Source organism: Serratia sp. ID 25-353 (assembly GCF_054792795.1).
Genome location: NZ_CM139236.1, coordinates 2,073,194 through 2,092,596, shown reverse-complemented (window position 1 = coordinate 2,092,596; position 19,403 = coordinate 2,073,194). Strand labels below are relative to the sequence as shown.

At 63.1% G+C, this 19,403-nt stretch carries 18 protein-coding genes; 8 read left to right on the top strand and 10 right to left on the bottom strand.

Going from position 1 to position 19,403, the window contains the following annotated elements:
* Positions 1-66 precede the first annotated feature (66 nt).
* Both ACYF6X_RS09975 and ACYF6X_RS09970 read left to right on the top strand, forming a co-directional pair.
* A complete protein-coding gene (locus ACYF6X_RS09975) occupies positions 67-540 on the top strand; it encodes an anti-virulence regulator CigR family protein (protein ID WP_130017950.1) in 474 nt (157 codons plus the stop codon).
* A gap of 114 nt (positions 541-654) precedes the next feature.
* On the top strand, positions 655-1,185 hold the full coding sequence (locus tag ACYF6X_RS09970) for a chorismate mutase (RefSeq protein ID WP_107226912.1): 531 nt from the start codon (positions 655-657) through the stop codon (positions 1,183-1,185).
* A gap of 3 nt (positions 1,186-1,188) precedes the next feature.
* Here ACYF6X_RS09970 and ACYF6X_RS09965 read toward each other — a convergent pair whose 3' ends face one another.
* From ACYF6X_RS09965 to hutC, 4 genes are all read right to left on the bottom strand, one after another.
* Positions 1,189-2,724: a serine hydrolase domain-containing protein gene (locus ACYF6X_RS09965; RefSeq protein WP_107226911.1), complete on the bottom strand. Its 1,536-nt coding sequence runs from the start codon at positions 2,722-2,724 to the stop codon at positions 1,189-1,191.
* A 245-nt stretch (positions 2,725-2,969) separates the two neighbouring features.
* Positions 2,970-3,773 carry an N-formylglutamate deformylase gene (hutG, locus tag ACYF6X_RS09960; protein WP_130017951.1) on the bottom strand — a complete coding sequence of 268 codons (804 nt, stop codon included), beginning with the start codon at positions 3,771-3,773 and terminating at the stop codon, positions 2,970-2,972.
* The gene (hutI, locus tag ACYF6X_RS09955) at positions 3,770-4,993 is read right to left on the bottom strand and encodes an imidazolonepropionase (RefSeq protein ID WP_130017952.1); all 1,224 of its coding nucleotides are present in this window, start codon (positions 4,991-4,993) and stop codon (positions 3,770-3,772) included. Before hutI ends, hutG begins: the two co-directional genes overlap by 4 nt.
* A gap of 157 nt (positions 4,994-5,150) precedes the next feature.
* Positions 5,151-5,906, bottom strand: coding sequence for a histidine utilization repressor (gene hutC / locus ACYF6X_RS09950; protein ID WP_460925584.1), 756 nt, complete (start codon positions 5,904-5,906; stop codon positions 5,151-5,153).
* 180 nt (positions 5,907-6,086) lie between these two features.
* Here hutC and ACYF6X_RS09945 point away from each other — a divergent pair, with 180 nt between their 5' ends.
* The 3 genes from ACYF6X_RS09945 (at position 6,087) to ACYF6X_RS09935 (ending at position 9,091) form a co-directional block, all read left to right on the top strand.
* Positions 6,087-7,457, top strand: a complete 1,371-nt coding sequence (locus ACYF6X_RS09945; protein WP_130017953.1) for a formimidoylglutamate deiminase — start codon at positions 6,087-6,089, stop codon at positions 7,455-7,457.
* Complete coding sequence (locus tag ACYF6X_RS09940) at positions 7,457-8,020, top strand: HutD/Ves family protein (protein ID WP_130017954.1); 564 nt, start codon at positions 7,457-7,459, stop codon at positions 8,018-8,020. Before ACYF6X_RS09945 ends, ACYF6X_RS09940 begins: the two co-directional genes overlap by 1 nt.
* Positions 8,021-8,089: 69 nt before the next feature.
* Positions 8,090-9,091, top strand: a complete 1,002-nt coding sequence (locus ACYF6X_RS09935; protein ID WP_130017955.1) for a LacI family DNA-binding transcriptional regulator — start codon at positions 8,090-8,092, stop codon at positions 9,089-9,091.
* A gap of 41 nt (positions 9,092-9,132) precedes the next feature.
* On the opposite strand, the gene ACYF6X_RS09930 is transcribed toward ACYF6X_RS09935, so the two are convergent.
* The 5 genes from ACYF6X_RS09930 to ACYF6X_RS09910 form a co-directional block, all read right to left on the bottom strand.
* Positions 9,133-10,575 (bottom strand): glycoside hydrolase family 32 protein, encoded by a 1,443-nt coding sequence (locus ACYF6X_RS09930; RefSeq protein ID WP_130017956.1) that lies wholly within the window; start codon positions 10,573-10,575, stop codon positions 9,133-9,135.
* Entirely contained in the window at positions 10,572-11,831 is a 1,260-nt protein-coding gene (locus ACYF6X_RS09925) for an MFS transporter (protein ID WP_055312294.1), read from the bottom strand. Before ACYF6X_RS09925 ends, ACYF6X_RS09930 begins: the two co-directional genes overlap by 4 nt.
* Positions 11,832-11,999: 168 nt before the next feature.
* Entirely contained in the window at positions 12,000-13,304 is a 1,305-nt protein-coding gene (locus ACYF6X_RS09920) for an MFS transporter (RefSeq protein ID WP_063989644.1), read from the bottom strand.
* A gap of 90 nt (positions 13,305-13,394) precedes the next feature.
* Positions 13,395-13,781 (bottom strand): GFA family protein, encoded by a 387-nt coding sequence (locus ACYF6X_RS09915; protein WP_063989645.1) that lies wholly within the window; start codon positions 13,779-13,781, stop codon positions 13,395-13,397.
* Positions 13,782-13,863: 82 nt separating this feature from the next.
* Positions 13,864-14,562: a DAPG hydrolase family protein gene (locus ACYF6X_RS09910; RefSeq protein WP_130017957.1), complete on the bottom strand. Its 699-nt coding sequence runs from the start codon at positions 14,560-14,562 to the stop codon at positions 13,864-13,866.
* Between the two features lie 93 nt (positions 14,563-14,655).
* On the opposite strand from ACYF6X_RS09910, the gene ACYF6X_RS09905 reads away from it, so the two are divergent.
* The 3 genes from ACYF6X_RS09905 to ACYF6X_RS09895 all read left to right on the top strand — a co-directional run bounded on the left by ACYF6X_RS09905 (position 14,656) and on the right by ACYF6X_RS09895 (position 17,483).
* Positions 14,656-15,321: a TetR/AcrR family transcriptional regulator gene (locus ACYF6X_RS09905; protein WP_130017958.1), complete on the top strand. Its 666-nt coding sequence runs from the start codon at positions 14,656-14,658 to the stop codon at positions 15,319-15,321.
* A gap of 60 nt (positions 15,322-15,381) precedes the next feature.
* Complete coding sequence (locus ACYF6X_RS09900) at positions 15,382-16,293, top strand: LysR family transcriptional regulator (RefSeq protein WP_130017959.1); 912 nt, start codon at positions 15,382-15,384, stop codon at positions 16,291-16,293.
* 167 nt (positions 16,294-16,460) lie between these two features.
* On the top strand, positions 16,461-17,483 hold the full coding sequence (locus ACYF6X_RS09895; RefSeq protein ID WP_107226999.1) for an alcohol dehydrogenase catalytic domain-containing protein: 1,023 nt from the start codon (positions 16,461-16,463) through the stop codon (positions 17,481-17,483).
* A 64-nt stretch (positions 17,484-17,547) separates the two neighbouring features.
* On the opposite strand, the gene pckA is transcribed toward ACYF6X_RS09895, so the two are convergent.
* The gene (pckA, locus tag ACYF6X_RS09890) at positions 17,548-19,167 is read right to left on the bottom strand and encodes a phosphoenolpyruvate carboxykinase (ATP) (protein WP_130017960.1); all 1,620 of its coding nucleotides are present in this window, start codon (positions 19,165-19,167) and stop codon (positions 17,548-17,550) included.
* Positions 19,168-19,403 lie beyond the last annotated feature (236 nt).

Below are 19,403 nucleotides of genomic sequence, written 5' to 3'. Positions count from 1 at the left end.
TCCTTATACTTTGTCCGGAAAAGGCCCGCTATAGTCAATAGCGTCACCCACGCAGGAATACACAACATGAACAAACGTCGTACGACCCTCACGGTGTTGGCGCTGATCGCGTCGCTGGGGTTGTCATCCGCTCCGGCTCTGGCCGATAAGGGCGGCAACGGTAATGGCCATGGCAACAGCGGCAATCACGGTAATAGCGGTAACCATGGCAACAACGGCAACAACGGCAATAAAGATAAAGGCGGCTATAGAGACGGCGATAATCTGGTTTCCGTCAGCCTCGCGCGCGACCGCGCCCGTTCGCTGGCGCGCAACTACGGCCTGACCGGCTACAGCTCGCTGCCACCGGGCATCGCCAAGAATCTGGCGCGCGGTAAGCCGTTGCCACCGGGCATCGCCAAAAAAGTGGTGCCTTACTCGATGCTGCGTGATCTGCCGCAGTACCCGGGTTATGAGTGGCGTATCGCCGGCGACGATCTGGTGCTGGTCGCGCTCAGCACCGCAATTGTTGCTTCCGTCATCAACGGCGTTTTCGACTAAGGTTTGTCGAGCGTTATCGGGCCTCGCTGCGGCGGGGCCTTTTTATTTGCCAGCGCGGGGCGGACGTGGTGAACTTTGGGCCTTACGTTTTCACTGCATCATAAGGGAGGCGCCATGTTCAGGGCGTTATTGATAGCCTGCTGTTTGACCAGTTTTCCTGCGTTGGCCGACGGCGCCGCCGCCATCGGCGAACTGGTGAGCCAACGGCTGTCGTTGATGAAAGACGTTGCCGGTTACAAGGCGCAGCAGCATTTGCCGATCGAAGACCTGGCGCAGGAGGCGAAGGTGTTGGCCAGCGCGCAGGCGGAGGCGGGGCGTTTGGGGTTGGAGCCGGCGTCAGTGCGGCCTTTTATCGCCGCGCAGATGGACGCCGCCAAGGCGATTCAGTATCGCTATCGCGCTGACTGGCTGGCGAGCCCGGAAACCGGTTGGCAGCCTCGCCCGTTGGCGCAGGTGCGCCCGCAGATTGCGCGGTTGAGCAGTCAGATATTGCAACGTCTGGCGGAGCGGCTGCGTGCCGGCCCACTTGGCGAGGCGGATCGGGCGGCGTTTATGGCGTCCGTGGATCAGGTGAATCTCAGCGCCGCCGACAAACGGCGGCTGGCGGATGCGCTGCTGGCTGTCAAAACCGGCAGCGCAGGCTGAGCGTCAGTCGCGGCCGACGGTGCTGCGGCGGAAGGTCAGCATCCGGCTGCGGTTGGCGATGAGATCCACGTTGTAACCGCGGAAATAGAGGCAAAAGCGTTTTAACCACGGGCCGTCCTGGCACTCCACCAGCATGCGGCCCTGGCCGAGCGGGCTGAGCGTCCCGGTCTGCGCCGCCGGGCCGACGCCGATATGCACCCGATTGCCGCGAATTTCAAAGGCGGTGCGATAGTGCGGGTGATACCACAGCCCCTGCACATGCTTCAGGCAGTCGCCGTTGGCCGCGACCGGCAGAAAACGGCGCGCCACATGCCCGACTTCGCCCTCGACCGCTTCGCCGGTCCACTTCAATTTGATCGGCATATGGGCGGACAGCGACACCGCGTAGCCGTCCTCGCCCTGATACAGCGGTTCACCGCTGCCCAGATAAGCCAGGTTACCGTCTTTGACCTCCAGCCAGTGTGGCTCTGCTAGCGTGGCGTAAAGGCCGTCTGGGATCGCCGCACTGCGCTGTGGCAGGGGTTCGCCCAGCAGCGCCGCCATCACCTGCAAAGCCATACCGAAACTGTCGCAGTCTTCGCGGTTGGCCACCAGCGCGACGCCGACCTGGCGATCGGGCGCCAGCAGGAAATAGGTTTTGTAACCGGCGTGGGAACCGCCGTGCCCGAGCAAGCGGTGGTGGCCCAGCGGGGTTTGCGCCAGACCCAGGCCATAAGCGCTGAGCTGGCCCTGATTGAGGCGGCGCGGGGCGCCGAGTTGCGCCAGCACGCCCTGGCCGGGGCCCTCGTCGGCCAGCAGCGTTTGCAGCCAGCGGGTGAGGGCGTGAAGGCTGCCGGTCAGGCTGCCGGAGGCGGAAAGGTGCAGGCCGGCGCTGGCGTGTTGCCAGCCCTGCGGCGCACGCCAGTAACCCGGCACCAACCCCGGCACCACGTCGAACCAGCTTTCCGGCGCTTGCATCTGCACCTGCAGCGGCCGGGCGATGTGCCGTTGCACCAGTTGGTCGAAATCATACCCTTTGCCGTGCAGCGCGGCCTCCAGCAGCCGATAACCGGTATTGCTGTAGGCGATCTCGCTGCCGGCTTCGTAGTTCAACTTCTCCAGCCCTTCGATAAACTGCATCACCGGCTGCGCCTCGCTGACGGCGTGCAGCGAGATGCCGAGCAAACCGAGCGTCTCGCGCACGTCGGGCAGGCCGCCGGTCATGTCCAGCGCCTGGCCGACGGTGACGTCCGCCAGCGCAGGCTGCAGGGCGGGCAGCAGTTCGCCCAGGCGCTGATCGAGTTGAATGGCGCGGCCGGTGGCGTTCAGCGCCAGCGCGGCGAAGATATGTTTGGTCACGGAGGCGTAGCGCACCACGCTGTCGGCGGTGAAGGGGGTATTCTGCGCCAGATCGGCCAGGCCGGCGCAGGCGGTGGCGCGGAGTTGTTCGGCGTCAAACAGGGTGATGGCGCCGCCGGGTTCGCCACGCTGTTGCCAGCCGGCCAGCAATTGTTCGGCGAGGGCACCGGCAGCGCGCCAGTTTAACGGTGTTACAGACATAGGGCCTCCAGAGTGATGGTTCGAAACGGGCCAGCTCGGCCACACGCCGCCCGGCGCTGACGATGAGCGCGGGCTTTTCGGCTGATTGTGGCGCAGTGCGTTTTTCGTCGGCCGCTGTTTTGTGCGCTGTTTAGACCAGTCAGTGAGGAATCACACGAAACTTTGATATAGCGCGCAGATTGCGGCTGACGTTGCGGTTAAAGGCAGGGAGAGAAACAGGCGCCGGGCGGCGCCTGCAGAGGGGATCAGTTGAGTCTGGCGGCGCCGTCCAACAGGCCTTCAATCATCTGCTTGAGCAGTCGCTGCAGCGAGGCGGCGCGCTGCGGTTCGAACGCGTAAGGATACTGTTCGGACATGTAGTTCATCTGCGCCAGCTCAAGCTGGATCGCATGCTGTTGCTGCTGTGGTTGCCCGTAGGCGCGGGTGATGTAACCGCCCTTGAAGCGGCCGTTCAGCACGTGGGTGTACTGCTGTTGCTGCTCGCAACAGGCGACCAGCCGATCGCTCAGCGCCTGGGCGCAGCTTTCGCCGCCGTTGGTGCCGAGATTGAGATCCGGCAGTTGGCCATCGAACAGCCGCGGGATCACCGAGGCGATGGAGTGCGCGTCGAACAGCAGCGCATAGCCGTGCCGCACTTTGAGGCGCGCCAGCTCGTCCTGCAGCTGCTGATGATAAGGTTGCCAAATTTGCTGCAGATAGCCGGCGCGTTCTGCGTCCGTCGGCGCTTTGCCCGGCAGGAAGCTTGGACGGCCGTCGAACAGCACGTCGGGATACAGGCCGGTGGTGGCGGTGGTGTACAGCGGCTTGTCGTCCGCCGGGCGGTTCAGATCGATGACGAAGCGCGAATAGTTGCCGACCAGCACGCTGGCACCCATCGCCCGTGCGAAGTCGTACAGCTGCGGAATGTGCCAGTCGGTATCGGGCAGCGGGCGGGCGTCGTCGGTCAGCCCGGCCTCGACCGCCGGCGTCAGTTGCGTGCCGGCGTGTGGGATGCTGATCAGCAGCGGCAGGCTGCCGCTCTGGAAGCTAAAAGGATCGCGAATGGTCATTGACGTACTTCTCCTCGGAAAATCACCGTACAGGGCAGCTGACCGCCCAACCAATAAGCCAGTTCCGCCGGCCGCGACAGCGGCCAGTGAACGAAGTCCGCCACCTTGCCGGTTTCCAGCGTGCCGTGGCTGTGTTGCAGCCCCAGCGCTTTGGCGGCGTGGGTGGTAACGCCCGCCAACGCTTCTTCCGGCGTCAGGCGGAACAGCGTGCAGGCCATGTTGATCATCAGGCGCAGCGACAGCGCCGGCGAGGTGCCGGGGTTGGCGTCGCTGGCGATCGCCATCGCCACGCGGTGCTTGCGGAACAGCTCCACCGGCGGGCACTGGGTTTCGCGCAGCAGGTAATAGGCGCCGGGTAGCAGCACCGCAACGGTGTCGGCGTCGCCCATGGCGCGGGCATCTTGCTCGGTGGCGTATTCGAGATGGTCGGCGGAAAGCGCGTGATGTCGCGCCGCCAGCGTGCTGCCGCCGAGGGCGGAGAGTTGCTCGGCGTGCAGCTTGACCGGCAAACCGGCGGCTTCGGCGGCGGCGAAGACTCGCTCCACCTGCGCCGGTGAGAACGCCAGATGTTCGCAGAAGGCGTCAACCGCATCCGCCAGGCCGGCGGCGGCCGCCTGCGGGATGATGGTATCGCAGACCAGATTGATGTAGTCGTCGGCGCGGTTGGCGTATTCCGGCGGCAGCGCATGGGCCGCCAGACAGGTGGTTTTCACCTCGACCGGCAGCAGCTCGCCCAACTTGCGCGCCACCCGCAGCATCTTCAGTTCGCTCTCCGGGCTGAGGCCGTAACCGGATTTGATCTCCACGCAGGTGACGCCTTCCGCCAGCAGCGGCCGCAGGCGGAACAGCGCCTGCTCCAGCAGCAGCGCTTCGTCGGCCTCGCGGGTGGCTTTCACGGTGGAAATGATGCCGCCGCCCTGCGCGGCGATGTCGGCGTAGCTCACGCCGTTCAGACGCTGTTCGAACTCGCCGCTGCGGTTGCCGCCAAACACCAGGTGCGTGTGGCAGTCAACAAAGCCGGGGGTGATGATGCCGCCGTCGAATTTCACCGTTTCGTCCGCGATCAGGCCGGGCGGCAGCGCCGCATGTTCGCCAATCCAGACGATCTTGCCGTCGCGCACGGCGATCGCGCCGTCGGTCAGGGTGTGATAGTTGCCGTCGCGCATGGTGACGATATCGGCGCCGTGCCACAGGCTGTCACAGTGAATCTCAGACGTCATTGCTTTCCTCCGCCGGAGCCGCAGCTCCCACATGGTTGTATATACAATTAAAAACAACCTAACGCATTCACCGGGATGTCACAAGAGGCGGGAGAGATTTTGTTATCAGGATGTGATCGACAGCGGAGATGCGGGCGCAGGGCGCGCCCGCCGGGGATCAGACTTCGCTGGTGAAGCGGCCGAACAGTTGATAACGGCTGCCGGGGTACAGCAGCCGGGCCGAGGTCACCACGGTTTTGCCGGACCAGGTGCGGCGATGGATCAGCAGACCGGGTTCGTGGTCTTCCAGCTGCAGCAGCTCGCGCTCGCGCCGAGTGGGGATCACCGCTTCGACGATGTGTTCGCCGGCGGTCAGCGGCGCAGCCTGCGTCAGATAGGTGTATGGCGTGACGCGATCGAAATCCTGCTTCAGGTAATCCGGTGCCACCAGCGGGTTGACGCAGCGGTCTTCCACCTGCACCGGCACGTCGTTTTCGTAATGCACGATCTGCGAGTAGAACAGCCGTTGGCCGGGGTGAATGCCCAGCGCCGTCGCCTCTTCCTCGCTGGCCGGGCGGGCCTTCAGCTCGAGGATCTTGCTGCTGTGGCGATGACCGCGCGCGGCGATCTCATCGGCGATATTGTGCACTTCCAGCAGCGCGGTATGCGCTTTGGCTTCGGCGACGAAGGTGCCGACGCCCTGCATGCGAATCAAAAAACCTTCGCTGGTCAGCTCGCGCAGTGCGCGGTTGATGGTCATGCGGCTGACGCCCAGTTCCGCCACCAGTTCACTTTCGGAGGGCACGCGCTGGTGCGGTTGCCAGTGCCCCGCACGAATTTGATTCACGATCGCCTGTTTGACCCGTTGGTAGATCGGGGCGGGGGCATCGCTCATTGCAGCCGCCAGTTTTAACACGGTCTGTTGTTCAGCCACGACGTTAACCTCGTCAAATAAAAAAATAATAACACCAGTTTACTGTTGATGTCGGCGTATGTATATGTATATACAACTAGTGGCCGTCGCGCCAGAAACTTGCCGGCGACCGCCAAAAATTCCTGAATGCGCGCCATCGCCGCGCCTCATTCGCCGTTACACCAACAGTGGAATACTGCCATGCCTGCTTATTTTGCCCCACGCGCTTTGCTCCCTGAGGGCTGGGCGCATAACGTCCGGCTGGACGTCGATGCGCAAGGTTATCTGACTCAAGTTACCGCCGACGCTGAACCGCAAGGCTGCATCCGGCTGCACGGCGACGCGGTGCCGGGCATGCCGAACCTGCATTCCCACGCTTTCCAGCGCGCGATGGCCGGGCTGGCGGAAGTGGCGGGCAACCCGCAGGACAGCTTCTGGACTTGGCGCGATCTGATGTACCGCCTGGTGCAGCGTCTGACGCCGGAGCAGGTGGAGGTGGTCGCCCGTCAACTGTATATCGAAATGCTCAAGGGCGGATACACCCAGGTGGCCGAATTCCATTACCTGCATCACGACACCGACGGCAAACCTTACGCCGATCGCGGTGAAATGACCGGCCGCCTCAGCGAGGCCGCGCATCAGGCAGGCATCGGTATGACGATGCTGCCGGTGCTGTACAGCTACGCCGGTTTCGGCGCACAGCCGGCACAGCCGGGGCAGAAGCGTTTTATCCAGGATACCGAAAGCTATCTGCACCAGCAGCAGGTGATTGCCCACCAGTTGGCGGATCGTCCGTTGCAGAATCAGGGGCTGTGCTTCCATTCGCTGCGTGCGGTGGAGCTGGGCCAGATGCAGCAGATTTTGGCCGCGTCGGATCGTACCTTGCCGGTGCATATTCATATCGCCGAGCAGCAAAAAGAGGTGAACGACTGCCTGGCGTGGAGCGGGCAGCGCCCGGTGGCCTGGCTGTATGACCATCTGCCGGTCGATCAGCGCTGGTGTCTGGTGCATGCCACCCACCTGGATCGCGATGAGCTGGAAGCGCTGGCGCGCAGCCGCGCGGTGGCCGGCCTGTGCCTGACCACCGAAGCCAACCTCGGCGACGGCATTTTCCCCGGCGACGCTTACCTGCAGCAGCAGGGGCGCTGGGGCATCGGTTCCGATAGCCACGTTTCGCTCAACGTGGTGGAAGAGCTGCGCTGGTTCGAATACGGCCAGCGGCTGCGCGATCAGCGCCGCAACCGTCTGACGACGCCGGAACAGTCGGCGGTGGGCGATGTGCTGTACCTGCAGGCGCTGCAGGGCGGTGCGCAGGCGTGTGGCGCGCCGATCGGCCGGTTGCAGAGCGGCTATCGCGCCGACTGGCTGGTGCTGGACGGCGACGACCCGTATCTGGCGGCGGCGCCGGACGCCTCGATCCTCAACCGCTGGCTGTTCGCCGGCGGCAAAGAGCAAATTCGCGACGTGTTCGTCGGCGGGCGGCAGGTGATTGAGCAGGGGCGGCACGCGCTGCAGCAGCAGAGCAGCGCCGAGTTCCTGCAGGTGCTGAAAACCTTCCAGCAGGAGGCGTAATGAGCCTGACCCGTTTTGACTTCGCCGCGCTGCCGGTCAGCCCGTGGCGCAACGGCGGTGGGGAAACCCGTGAAATCGTCAGCTGGCCGCCGGGCGCGCAGGATTTTGACTGGCGCGCCAGCATCGCCACCATCGCGCAGGACGGGCCGTTTTCCGCCTTTGCGGGCATCGATCGTTCGATCACGCTGCTGGAAGGCGACGGCGTGCGGCTGTTCAGCGCCGGGCATATCGACCATCAATTGGCTCGCGTCGGGGAACCGTTCGCCTTTTCCGGCGACGTGGCGCTGGAAGCGACGCTGCTGGGCGGCGCCAGTCAGGATTTCAATATCATGACGCGCCGCGGCCGGCAGGCGGCCGAGGTGCGGCGCAGCACGGTGCCCGTCACCCTGCCGCCCAATCGGGCAGGCGTGCTGTATGTGCTGAGCGGAGTTTGGTCGCTGCCGGAGGGCGGCGAACTGCAGGCGCGCGAGGGCGTCTGGTGGGCGGCGCAGGCGGCGGGCGGCGAAGTGGCACCGCTGACGGCCGACGGCGCTCTCCTGTGGGCGAACATCACAGCCTGCTAATGCAGAGTAGAGTCCTGCGCCCGGTTATGGGATTATTCACTTTTCCCCATTAATCATAAAGAAGGGCGCATGGCTTCGCTGAAAGACGTCGCAAAACTTGCCGGAGTCTCGTTGATGACGGTGTCCCGCGCCATCAATGAACCCGGCAAGCTGCGGCCGGAAACCTACCGCCGCGTCAAACAGGCTATCGACCAGTTGGACTACGTGCCGGATCTGTCGGCGCGGCGTATTCGCGGTGACGGAAATCGCGTGCAGACGCTCGGCGTGCTGGCACTGGACACTGCCACGACGCCGTTCTCGGTGGAAATGATCCTGTCGATTGAGAAAACCGCGCGCGAGCGAGGCTGGAACAGCTTCGTCGTCAACCTGTTCGCCGACGACAACGCCGAACAGACCGTCGATCTGCTGCTGGCGCATCGTCCGGATGGGGTGATCTTCACCACGATGGGGCTGCGCAAGGTGACATTGCCGGCCAAACTGCTGGACAAAAAGCTGGTGCTGGCCAACTGCGTCAGTCCGGCACATTCGATCGCCAGCTACATTCCTGATGACGAGCAAGGGCAGTATGACGCCACGCGCACGCTGATCGCCAAAGGCTATCGCGCGCCACTGTGCATTCATTTACCGGCGGATACGCTGGCGGCGGGCCTGCGCCGTCGCGGTCTGGAACGCGCCTGGCGCGAAGCGGGGCGCGATGTTGAACAACTGCGGCAGTATCATCTCGATCTGAGCGGCGGCGATCAAAGCTATCGCGACTGCGTCGCGCTGCTGGAGCGGCATTTCTCTGCAGGACGGCGTGATTGCGATGTCGTGGTGTGCGGAAACGATCGGATAGCCTTTCTGGTGTATCAGGTCTTGCTGGCGCAAGGATGGCGGATACCGCAACAGGTGGCGGTGCTGGGTTACGACAATATGGTCGGCACCGGTGAGCTGTTCCTGCCGGCATTGACGACGGTGCAGTTGCCGCATTACGAGCTGGGCCGCCTTGCGGCGCTGCATGTGATTGAGCAGCGGGAGCAGCGTGAGACGGTGAAAGTGCCTTGCCCGCTGTTGGAGCGTGGTTCGCTGTAAGCGCACCGGGTGCGTCGCTGCGCGCCCGGTGCTCATGCCCATTATCCCCAGAGGCTTGCCAACTGCCATCCCATGATGGGCTCAAACTGTGCCCGGCCGCCTTCGGCGAACAGACTGAGGCGGCGATCGCCCGCCGTCGGATAAATTCGGCTGGTCAGGCAGGCCTGCCCCTGATTGACGAAGATCTCCAGCGATGAGCGATCAATGAAGATCCGTAGCGACAGGCTGTCACCTTCTGGCAGCGGCACGCTGCGGCAGGTGCACAGGGCGGGGGTGTCATGAAAACGTTCCAGCACCAGCCTGTGCGCCTGATTGTCGACGAACAGCCGCGCCGCACTCCCGATGGCCAGCCCGTAGCGCTCGGCGTCGTTGTCGGCCGGTCTCAACGTCAGGGTGAGTTCCTGCACGTCGTCCGCCAGCGGCAGATGCTGATTGGTCAGCGTCTGTGCCAAAAAGGTGTGCGATTCTCGGCGCAGCGCCGTCAGTTCACGCGCCGGGTTCATGCGGACGCTGCCGTCGGCGGCCAGCGTCAGCTCACGCGGCAGGGTGAGGGCGCCGGCCCAGCGGTGCGCTTTGCTGGGCATTGGGGATTCCCACATATCCATCCAGGCAAACAGCAGCCGACGGCCGTCGGCGGCGGTGAAGGTCTGCGGCGCATAGAAATCGTGGCCGGCATCCAGCTCACAGAAGGGTTGGGTCACCCTAAAGTCGCTGTCAGGCCGCCAGTGGCCGAGCAGATAGCCGCTCTGGAAGCGATTGCGGTAGCGGTAGCCCTGTGCCGCCAGCCCCTGCGGTGAGAACAACAACAGGTGTTGTTCCCCCAGCGGGAAGAAATCCGGGCATTCCCACATATACCCTTGATGCGCCGCCTGCGCGCCGGCCAGCACCCGATCGAAGCGCCAGGCGCGCAGATCTGCAGAACGGTACAGGCGCACCTGGCCCAGGCCGTTTTCTTTGGCACCGACCACCAGCCACCATTCGCCGTTCTCGCGCCAGACTTTCGGATCGCGGAAATGCTGAATGCCGTCCGGCGCGGCCAGCACCGGCCCGTGCTTGACGAAGCGTATGCCGTCTTCGCTGGTGGCCAGACATTGCACTTCCCGCACCTGGCTGTCGTCGCCGGGCTCGCCCAGCCACACGTGGCCGGTGTAAATCAGCGTCAGCACGCCGTTGTCATCCACGGCGCAGCCGGAAAAGCAACCGTCTTTGTCATAGGGCGCATCGGGCGCCAGGGCGATGGGCTGGTGCTGCCAGCGGATCAGATCGCGGCTGGTCGCGTGTCCCCAGTGCATGGGGCCCCAGTGCTCGCTGTAGGGGTGATGCTGGAAGAAGGCATGATAGACGCCGTCAATACAGATCAGGCCGTTGGGATCGTTGATCCAGCCGGCGGGCGGCGCGAGATGGAACAGCGGGTAGTAATCGTCTCGGCGCTCTGCGCGCAGGGCTTCGACCGCATGGTCGGCTCGAGCTAAGGCAGTGTTCATTGGACAGACTCACTTGATTTAATGGCGGATTGAAAGGGGGTTGCGCTGGCGGAACGTTCGCCGCGCAGCAGGAAACAGGAGACAAGCGTCGTGGCGGCGACCGCGCACCCCATCAGCAGATAGGTGTCGGCAAAGCCGATGCGGTCATAACCGTAGCCCGCCAGCGGCGACAGGAAGCTGGCCATCACCTGGGTGATGAACTGAAAGCCCACCAGGTAAAGCGTTGAGGAGAGGCGACTGTCGAAGCGGCTGGCGATGTATTTGAAGATAGCGATCAGCAGGATCGGCAACTCTACGGCGTGCAGCAGTTTCATGGCGGAGATCATCAATGCGCCGCTGACCAAGCCTGAGCCGAACATGCGCAGCGCCATCACGCCACCGGCCAGCAGCAACCCCTGTTTGGCGCCGATGCGGTTCACCAGCAGCGGTGCCAGGAACATGCCGCCGGCTTCGAGGAAGACCTGCAGCGAGTTGAGGAAGCCGTACATCTCGTTGCCCTGTTCGCGAGAAGCGAACTGCGAGGCGAAGTAGACCGAAAATTGCTGATCGAACACGTTGTACACGCTGATACCGAGCACAAACACCACCAGCGCCCAGAAGCCTGGCATACGCAGCAGCGCCAGCGCGTCCTGCAGCCGCAGATTTTCCGGTTTGCCGAACGCCAGGCCGGCCATGGCGTTCGGCTTCAGCTCGCGCACCTGACTGAGCAGCAACAGGAATACCACGGCGGCGGCGGAGGCCAGCCAGAAATTGATGTTCGGATCGATATTGAAGATAAAACCGGCCAAAAAGGTGGCGCTGGCCCAGCCGAGCGATCCCCACATGCGGGCGCGGCCGAATTCGAAACCGCTGATGCGGCTGACTCGCTCGGTATAAGATTCCAGCGCGCCGATGCCGGCGAAGAAGGTGGCGCCGATAAATACGCCGCCGACCAGCGCACCGAGCGGCAGGCTGCTCGCCAGCAGCGGGGCGTAAACGTAGATAAAGAACGGGCCGGTCAGCAGCAGCATCACGCCGAGAAACTGCAGCAGGTGCTTGCGCAGCCCAAGTTTGTCCTGAATAAACCCGTACAGCGGCTGGGCGCACAGCGCTACCAACGAGATAGCGGAGAAGATCAGGCCAGTCTCGGCGCCTTTCAGGCCGATTTTCTGATTCAGCCACAGCGAGATCAGTGAAAAGCTGGAAGACCAGGTGAAGAAAAAGAAGAACAGCAGGCCGCTGAGCAGCACGTAATATTTTTTAGTTTCGCGGTTCATGGGTAGGGCCCCGGTGAGTGAAGTTAGTTCTATTGTTAACGTTAACTCGCGAGGGGGTGAAGCTAGCAGATATCACGCGTGCGATGTTAATCACAAAAGTTAACGTTAACATTTGTGCCTTGTGATCAAAGTCACGCGTTGGCAGGGGGGCGATGCGCCCCCGGAGGATTAACGTTCGTTCAGCGAGCGCAGATGGTCGTCGCGGCGCAGCGTCATCAGCGCAAACAGGCTGACCACCGAGGTGGCGACCACGTAATAGGCGGGAATGTCGATATTACCGGTCTGTTTGATGAGGCCGGTGATAATCAGCCCGGCCGAGCCGGAAAATACCGCATTGGACAGCGAATAAGCCAGCCCCAAGCCGGTATAGCGCACCCGGGTCGGGAACATCTCCGCCAGCATCGCCGGGCCGGGGCCGGCCAGCAGGCCGACCACGGCACCGGCGATCATGACCGCCAGCCCTTTGGCCCACAGTGAACTCTGCGCATCCTGCAACAGGTGCAGCAGTGGGAAGGTGAACAGGATCACCGCCGCCACCGCCGTCAGCATCACCGTTTTACGCCCCAGTTTGTCGCTGATGATGCCCGCCGGCAGAATGGTCAGGGCGAAGCCGACGTTGGCCAACACCGTCGCCACCAGCGCCTGCTGGAAGGTGGCGTGCAATGAGGTTTGCAAATAGGAAGGCATCACCACCAGGAAGGTATAGCCGGCGGCCGACCAGCCCATCATGCGGCCGATGCCGATCAGAATGGTTTTCGCCACGCCGCTCAATCTCGCCTCCTGCGGTATGGCGCTGTGCTCCGCGACGCGCTGCGCCTGGGTAAACGTGGGCGTTTCCTCGAGCTTGAGCCGCAACCACAGCGCCACGGCGCCCATCGGCAGCGCCAGCAGGAAGGGAATGCGCCAGCCCCAGTCATGCAGTTGCTGCGCGCTCAGCAGCGCGGCCAGCAGCGCCACCAGTCCAGCCCCGGCCAGCAGGCCGAGCGCGACGGTCAGCGATTGCCAGGCGCCGAACAGCCCGCGCTTGCCCTTCGGAGCGAACTCGGTCATCAGCGACACGGCGCCGCCGAATTCGCCGCCGGCGAACAGCCCCTGAAACATGCGCAGCAGCGTCAGCAGCAGCGGGGCGGCGACGCCGATCGAGGCATAGGTCGGCATAACGCCGATCAGCGCGGTGGCCAGCGTCATCAATAGCAGAACCGCAATCAGCGTCGGGCGACGGCCGATGCGATCGCCGATGCGGCCGAAGATCACCGCACCGATCGGACGACAGAAAAACGCCAGCGCGAAGGCGGCGTAGGTGAGGATCAGGCTGGTGATTTCGTTTTCACCCTGCAGCGTGAAAAAATTGGCGGCGATAACGGTGGCCAAGAACCCGTACACCCCGAACTCATACCATTCGATAAAGTTGCCAACCGAGCCGGCCAGCAACGCCTGACGCGAGCGGCGCGCGTCGAGAGTCTGTTGATTCATCCCCGTTCCCATACTTTTGAATTATTGTCCGTCAGTTCTAAATTTATACGACAAAACAATCAATTGATTTCAGCGGGAACTGTGAGGCGCTCAGCGCATGCCGTCGATACGCCACCATTCGGGGCAAACATCGGCGAACGCATGTGAGGTCGGGCGCAGCTCCGGCAGGTCGGCGCGATCGAAGCTGCCGGTGGCCAGCGCCACCGTCGGTTCGTCGTCGATCGCCCCCAGCGTGCTGCCGCAGCGCGGACAAAAGGCGCGGCTGGAATAGGGCGATGAGCGGTACAGGGCCGGTATGCCGCCCAGGCCGTTCCACTCGACGGCCTGACGCGGAAATTCGACCCAGCAGAGCGTCGGTGCGCCGGAGTGGCGGCGGCAAAAATCGCAGGAACAGCTGTGCGGATTGCCAGGCAGGCCGCGTGCCTGAAAGCGAATATGCCCGCACAGGCAGCCGCCGCTATAGCAGGGGTTTTCCATGAGTTCTCCGTCATAAACGCGGGAATGGCGATGAAAATCACTATAGCGGCATCGCGAAAAAATAACAGGCCCCGCTGGCGGCTTACCAGAGCAACGGCGCAGGTTCGCGACCGTTTTCGGTGTAGTACAGCGACGGCAGGAACTGCGCCAGATAGCTGAACTCGTTGTAGCAGTGGCGCATCAGGTTAAAGCCGATGTCATCTGGCAGCTCGTCGTGGGCGTTGGCGCAGGCTTTACCCAGCAGGAAGCGACTGCGTAGCACGCAACCATAGGGCGTGTCGCGCACCAGGTGCAGCATCTCGCCGTCGCAGGGATCGCCGTTGTCATCCAGCGCCACCTGGTCGCCGAAGCCGATGCGCGCGCAAACGGCGGCGGAGAGCGCCTGCGCGTCGCGCGCCTGGCGCAGCGGCTGCGGCGCGAAGAAGTCCTCGGCGGCGTGAAACTTGAGGCGCGCCGCGACCGGCGGCAGCTCCGCCAGCCATTCGACCGCTTCGATGCTGGCGCCGATGTAGCTTTCCCCCTTTTTCCAGTGGCGATCCCAGCCACGGTGTTCGACGTGATCGTGCGGGTGCCACCAGTTGATGTGCTGAGTCGTCTCGAAGAAGGTGAACCACCAGTCCAGCATGCGCCCTTTGCAGCCGTGCAGATCGGTACGAACCGCCACGGTCAGCAGGCCGTCGGCGCTGCGGCTCAGCCCCATCTCCAGCCGTAGCGGTTCTGGTCTGAGCAACTCGTTGATATCGTTGACGCCCCACGACGCCAGCAGGGAAGGATGTGTCATAATGGGTTCCTGTTTAATTTTGGAAACGAATTTCGTTTCCAAAATAAGGCTATGCCGCTATGCTGAGTCTGTCAACGCTTGTGAGGAATAAATATGGCGAACCCGAATGAAGAACCGCTGCGCGCGCGCGGCCGGCCGGCCACGCCGGAAACGGCGCTGCGCGCGGCGCTGGTCCAGGCGACGTTGGCGCTGCTGCTCGACGGCGGCTATGCCGCAGTAACGGTGGATGCGGTGGCGAAACGCGCCGGGGTGGCTAAAAAAACCCTGTATCGCTTTGCCGCCAACCGCGATGAGCTGGTAGCGCAGGCGGTAAGCGGCTGGACCGAGGCGTTTCAGCCGGCCTTCGCCCAGGATGCCAGGCAGCGGGCGGCGGTGGCGCCACTGTTGGAAAAAGGGCTGAAGGCCATCGCGCAGCAGGTACTGAGCGCCGAAGCGGTGGGCATGTTTCGGCTGCTGCAAAGCGAGTTTCCGGGGCGCGAGGGGCTGCTGGACAGCTATCAGCGCAACGGCATTCAGCGCGGCCGGGCGACGGTGGCGGACTGGCTGCAGCGCCAGCGGCAGTGCGGGTGGCTGCGTGAGCGAGACTGGGCGCAAACCAGCGATCTCTTGTTGGCGATGACCATCGCCGAACCGCTGCGGCAGATGACGCTGGGGCTGTTGCCGCCGGGCAGCGCGATCGACGAGCGCATCGCGGCGGCGGTGGCGCTGGTCATGCCGGGTTTGCTGCGCGGGGAAAACGTGGATTGCGCCGCATTGTGAGCCGCATTCATCTGTGGCATGTTGATTGTTCAATTTATGTCACTATTTTGCGATGCCCCCATGAATGCTGCTTACCCGTTCAAACAGGGCGATCTGTTCGCCTTGACCGTTTTTCTGGCCGTCGCCACCCATCGCAGCTTTCACGCGGCGGCGGTGGAACTGGAAGTGACGCCGTCGGCGGTCAGCCACTCGATAAAGGCTCTGGAGCGACGGCTCGGCGTCAGGCTGCTCAACCGCACCACGCGGAGCGTGGCGCCGACCGAAGCAGGTGAGCGCCTGGCGGAACAGTTGCGTCCGGCGCTGTCGTCCATTTCGCAAGCGTTGCACGAAGTGGATGAATGGCGCGCCACGCCCAGCGGCACGGTGCGCATCAATGCCAGCGAAGGCGCGGTCAGGCTGGTGTTGCGTCCGTTGCTGGCCGGTTTCCTGCGCGAACACCCCCATATCCATCTGGACATCGTCTGCGACGGGAAGCTGAGCGATATCGTTGCCGAGGGGTTTGATGCCGGCATCCGGCTGGCGGAAGCCGTGCCGCAGGACATGATCGCGATGCGCGTCAGCCCGCCTGTGCGTTTCATCGTCATTGCCGCGCCTGGCTATTTTGCTGCCCGCGGCCGCCCGGCAACGCCACAGGATCTGCTGCACCATAACTGCATCCGCTTTCGCTTCGACAGCGGCACGATTTACCGCTGGGAATTCGAACGCGATGGCGTGAGCGAGTCGATCGGCGTGACCGGCTCGCTCACGCTGACCGATCAGCCTCTGATGGTGGACGCCGCCATTGACGGTATCGGTATTGCTTTCGTGCCTGAACATTTGGCGCTTGAAGCGCTGCACGACGGGCGCCTGGAGCGTGCGCTGGACGCATGGTGTCCGGCTTATCCGGGATTGTGCCTCTACTACTCCGGCCATCGCCACGTTTCGGGCGCGCTGAAGGCGTTGATCGGGTATTTGCGCGCGGCGCAGTCCTGATGCGTGCGCGTTCTGCTTTTGGCTGCGCCTATTAGTGAGCCGTATTCATCTCTACAGTGAGGTTTGCCTGCATTGTTGTGGCGTAGAGCCTGCCTTACGCTCATGAGGAGACGCCGGGCAATCGCCGGGCGCCACAATGCAGCGAGGCGTTAATGATGGAAAAGAAGATGAAAGCGGTGGTTATGACCGGCGCCAACCGGCCCTGGGAAGTTAAGCTGGTGCCGATGCCCCGTGCGGAGCCGGGTCAGGTTCTGGTCAAAGTGCACGCCTCGGGCATGTGCTATACCGACGTATGGGCGACGCAAGGATATGGCGGCGATATTTACCCGCAAACGCCCGGTCATGAAGTGGTAGGGGAAGTGGTTGAGGTGGGCGCCGGCGTGCATACGCGGCAGATTGGCGATCGCGTCGGCACCACCTGGGTACAATCGTCCTGCGGCCGTTGCCCGTATTGCCGCGAGAGCCGGCCGCTGACCGGGCAAACGGCGATGAACTGCCCGGCACCGCGTACCACCGGTTTTTCTGCCCAGGGCGGTCACGCCGAATATATCGCCATCGCCGCCGAAGGCACGGTGTTATTGCCGGATGGGTTGTCCTACATCGATGCCGCACCGATGATGTGCGCAGGCTATACCACCTGGAGCGGGCTGCGTGATGCTGCGCCACAACCGCATGAAACGGTCGCGGTGTTGGGCATCGGCGGGCTGGGACATGTCGCGTTGCAGCTCTCCAAAGCCTGTGGTTTCGACACGGTGGCGATCACCCATTCACCGGACAAACATGCGCTGGCGAAGCAACTGGGCGCCGATCGCATCTTCGTTTCCGGCCAGGCGCTGCGGGAGAGCGGCGGCGCGGACATCCTGCTGGTGACCACCAATGACTTCGACTCCGCACAGGAGGCGATGAGTGGCTTGCGGGTCGATGGTCGCGTCGTGCTGTGCGGGCTGGATTTCAGCAAACCGTTCGCGATCTCTTCCGAAGGTGTGCCGTTCCATATGATGCGTCAGCGGGTGATCGGCTCCACCCATGGCGGGCAGCAATACCTGAGTGAAGTGCTGAACCTGGCGGCGAAAGGCAAAGTGAAGCCGATGGTCGAGACTTTCACGCTGGATCAAGCCACGGAGGCTTATGAGCGGCTCGCTTCTGGCAACATGCGCTTTCGCGGCGTTTTCGTGCCGTCGGCGGCGTGAGGCAAGGGCCGAGGGTTCGGCCCTTGCAGACAGGTATGAAGGGCGCCGCGGCGCCCTGATTGTTTTACAGTTTAGGCCCGGCGTTCACCAGTTTTTCACCCGCCGGGGTGACGGTATATTTGGCGAAGTTATCGATAAAGCGCTGCGCCAGATCCTGCGCCTTCTCCTGCCACAGCGATTCGTCGGCGTAAGTTTTGCGCGGATCGAGAATCGACGGATCGACGCCCGGCAGGGCGGTCGGCACGTCTAGCCCGAAGATTGGCAGCGTGAAGGTCTCGGCCTGCTCAATGTCGCCATTCAGAATGGCATCGATAATGCCGCGCGTATCCTTGATCGAAATACGTTTGCCGCTGCCGTTCCAGCCGGTGTTGACCAGGTAAGCCTGGGCGCCGGCGGCCTCCATGCGTTTCACCAGCACTTCGGCGTACTGCGTCGGATGCAGCGTCAGGAACGCGGCGCCGAAGCAGGCGGAGAAGGTCGGCGTCGGCGCGGTGATGTCGCGCTCGGTGCCGGCCAGCTTGGCGGTGAAGCCGGACAGGAAGTGGTACTGGGTCTGCTCAGGCGTCAGGCGCGATACCGGCGGCAGTACGCCGAAGGCATCGGCGGTCAGGAAGATGATCTTGCGCGCATGGCCGGCTTTGGACACCGGTTTGACGATGTTCTCGATGTGATAAATCGGGTAGGAGACGCGGGTGTTCTCGGTTTTGCTGGCGTCGTCGAAGTCGATGCTGCCGTCGGCCAGCACGGTGACGTTTTCCAGCAGCGCATCGCGGCGGATTGCCTGATAGATTTCCGGCTCCGCCTGCGGCGACAGCTTGATGGTCTTGGCGTAGCAGCCGCCTTCGAAGTTGAACACGCCATCGTCGTCCCAGCCGTGCTCGTCATCGCCGATCAGCTGGCGCTTCGGATCGGTGGAGAGGGTGGTTTTGCCGGTGCCGGACAGGCCGAAGAACACCGCCACGTCGCCTTGCTCGCCGACGTTGGCCGAGCAGTGCATCGAGGCGATGCCCTTCAGCGGCAGCAGATAGTTCATGACCGAGAACAGGCCTTTCTTCATCTCGCCGCCGTACCAGGTGCCGCCGATCAGCTGCATGCGTTCCGTCAGGTTGAAGGCGACGAAGTTCTCCGAGTTCAGGCCTTGCTGCTGCCAGTCCGGGTTGGTGCATTTGGCGCCGTTCATTACCACGAAGTCCGGCTCAAAGTCCGCCAGCTCGGCGTCGCTCGGGCGAATAAACATGTTTTTCACGAAGTGCGCCTGCCAGGCCACCTCGGTGATGAAGCGCACTTTCAGGCGCGTGTCGGCGTTGGCGCCGCAGAACGCGTCCACCACGAACAGACGTTTGCCGGAGAGCTGGTTGCCCACCAACGTTTTCAGATGCTGCCAGACTTCCGGGGAGAGCGGCTGGTTGTCGTTTTTGCCGGTGCCGTTGTCCGACCACCAGACGGTATCGCGCGTGGTGTCGTCGCGCACGATGTATTTGTCCTTCGGCGAACGGCCGGTGAATTCACCGGTCGCGACGTTGACCGCGCCCAGTTGGGTGAGGGTGCCGCGTTCCAGCGGCGGCAGGTCGGCGCGGGTCTCTTCGGCGAACAGCAATTCATAGCTGGGGTTATAGACGATATCGGCGGCCTGATGGATGCCGTAGCGAGCGAGAGTTTGTGGGGTAACAGCGCGTGAAGACATATTCTACTTCCTTATGAGTCATATTATGCCTCTTTCCCGTGCGGTGCCGCGCGCAGGATTAAGGTTCGGATCAAGCTGACCGGATTCAGCTAATGCGTTTCCGGTTCTTTATTAATAAAACAGGGGGCTTTTTCGCCCTCCTATAGCATAGCAGCGAATTTAAACCCGATTACTTTAATTACAAAATGCTGACGATAATTAATTAAAACTAACCTTGGCGGAGGCTCACAATATTG

Excerpts from the sequence above, each read along its gene's own strand:
- ACYF6X_RS09940 (WP_130017954.1), top strand. The coding sequence starts at position 7,457 with ATGAGCCTGACCCGTTTTGACTTCGCCGCGCTGCCGGTCAGCCCGTGG.
- ACYF6X_RS09925 (WP_055312294.1), bottom strand. The coding sequence starts at position 11,831 with ATGAACCGCGAAACTAAAAAATATTACGTGCTGCTCAGCGGCCTGCTG.
- ACYF6X_RS09920 (WP_063989644.1), bottom strand. The coding sequence starts at position 13,304 with ATGAATCAACAGACTCTCGACGCGCGCCGCTCGCGTCAGGCGTTGCTG.
- ACYF6X_RS09935 (WP_130017955.1), top strand. The coding sequence starts at position 8,090 with ATGGCTTCGCTGAAAGACGTCGCAAAACTTGCCGGAGTCTCGTTGATG.
- ACYF6X_RS09975 (WP_130017950.1), top strand. The coding sequence starts at position 67 with ATGAACAAACGTCGTACGACCCTCACGGTGTTGGCGCTGATCGCGTCG.
- ACYF6X_RS09930 (WP_130017956.1), bottom strand. The coding sequence starts at position 10,575 with ATGAACACTGCCTTAGCTCGAGCCGACCATGCGGTCGAAGCCCTGCGC.
- hutI (WP_130017952.1), bottom strand. The coding sequence starts at position 4,993 with ATGACGTCTGAGATTCACTGTGACAGCCTGTGGCACGGCGCCGATATC.
- ACYF6X_RS09970 (WP_107226912.1), top strand. The coding sequence starts at position 655 with ATGTTCAGGGCGTTATTGATAGCCTGCTGTTTGACCAGTTTTCCTGCG.
- ACYF6X_RS09965 (WP_107226911.1), bottom strand. The coding sequence starts at position 2,724 with ATGTCTGTAACACCGTTAAACTGGCGCGCTGCCGGTGCCCTCGCCGAA.
- pckA (WP_130017960.1), bottom strand. The coding sequence starts at position 19,167 with ATGTCTTCACGCGCTGTTACCCCACAAACTCTCGCTCGCTACGGCATC.
- ACYF6X_RS09945 (WP_130017953.1), top strand. The coding sequence starts at position 6,087 with ATGCCTGCTTATTTTGCCCCACGCGCTTTGCTCCCTGAGGGCTGGGCG.
- ACYF6X_RS09915 (WP_063989645.1), bottom strand. The coding sequence starts at position 13,781 with ATGGAAAACCCCTGCTATAGCGGCGGCTGCCTGTGCGGGCATATTCGC.
- ACYF6X_RS09910 (WP_130017957.1), bottom strand. The coding sequence starts at position 14,562 with ATGACACATCCTTCCCTGCTGGCGTCGTGGGGCGTCAACGATATCAAC.
- ACYF6X_RS09895 (WP_107226999.1), top strand. The coding sequence starts at position 16,461 with ATGAAAGCGGTGGTTATGACCGGCGCCAACCGGCCCTGGGAAGTTAAG.
- ACYF6X_RS09905 (WP_130017958.1), top strand. The coding sequence starts at position 14,656 with ATGGCGAACCCGAATGAAGAACCGCTGCGCGCGCGCGGCCGGCCGGCC.
- ACYF6X_RS09900 (WP_130017959.1), top strand. The coding sequence starts at position 15,382 with ATGAATGCTGCTTACCCGTTCAAACAGGGCGATCTGTTCGCCTTGACC.
- hutG (WP_130017951.1), bottom strand. The coding sequence starts at position 3,773 with ATGACCATTCGCGATCCTTTTAGCTTCCAGAGCGGCAGCCTGCCGCTG.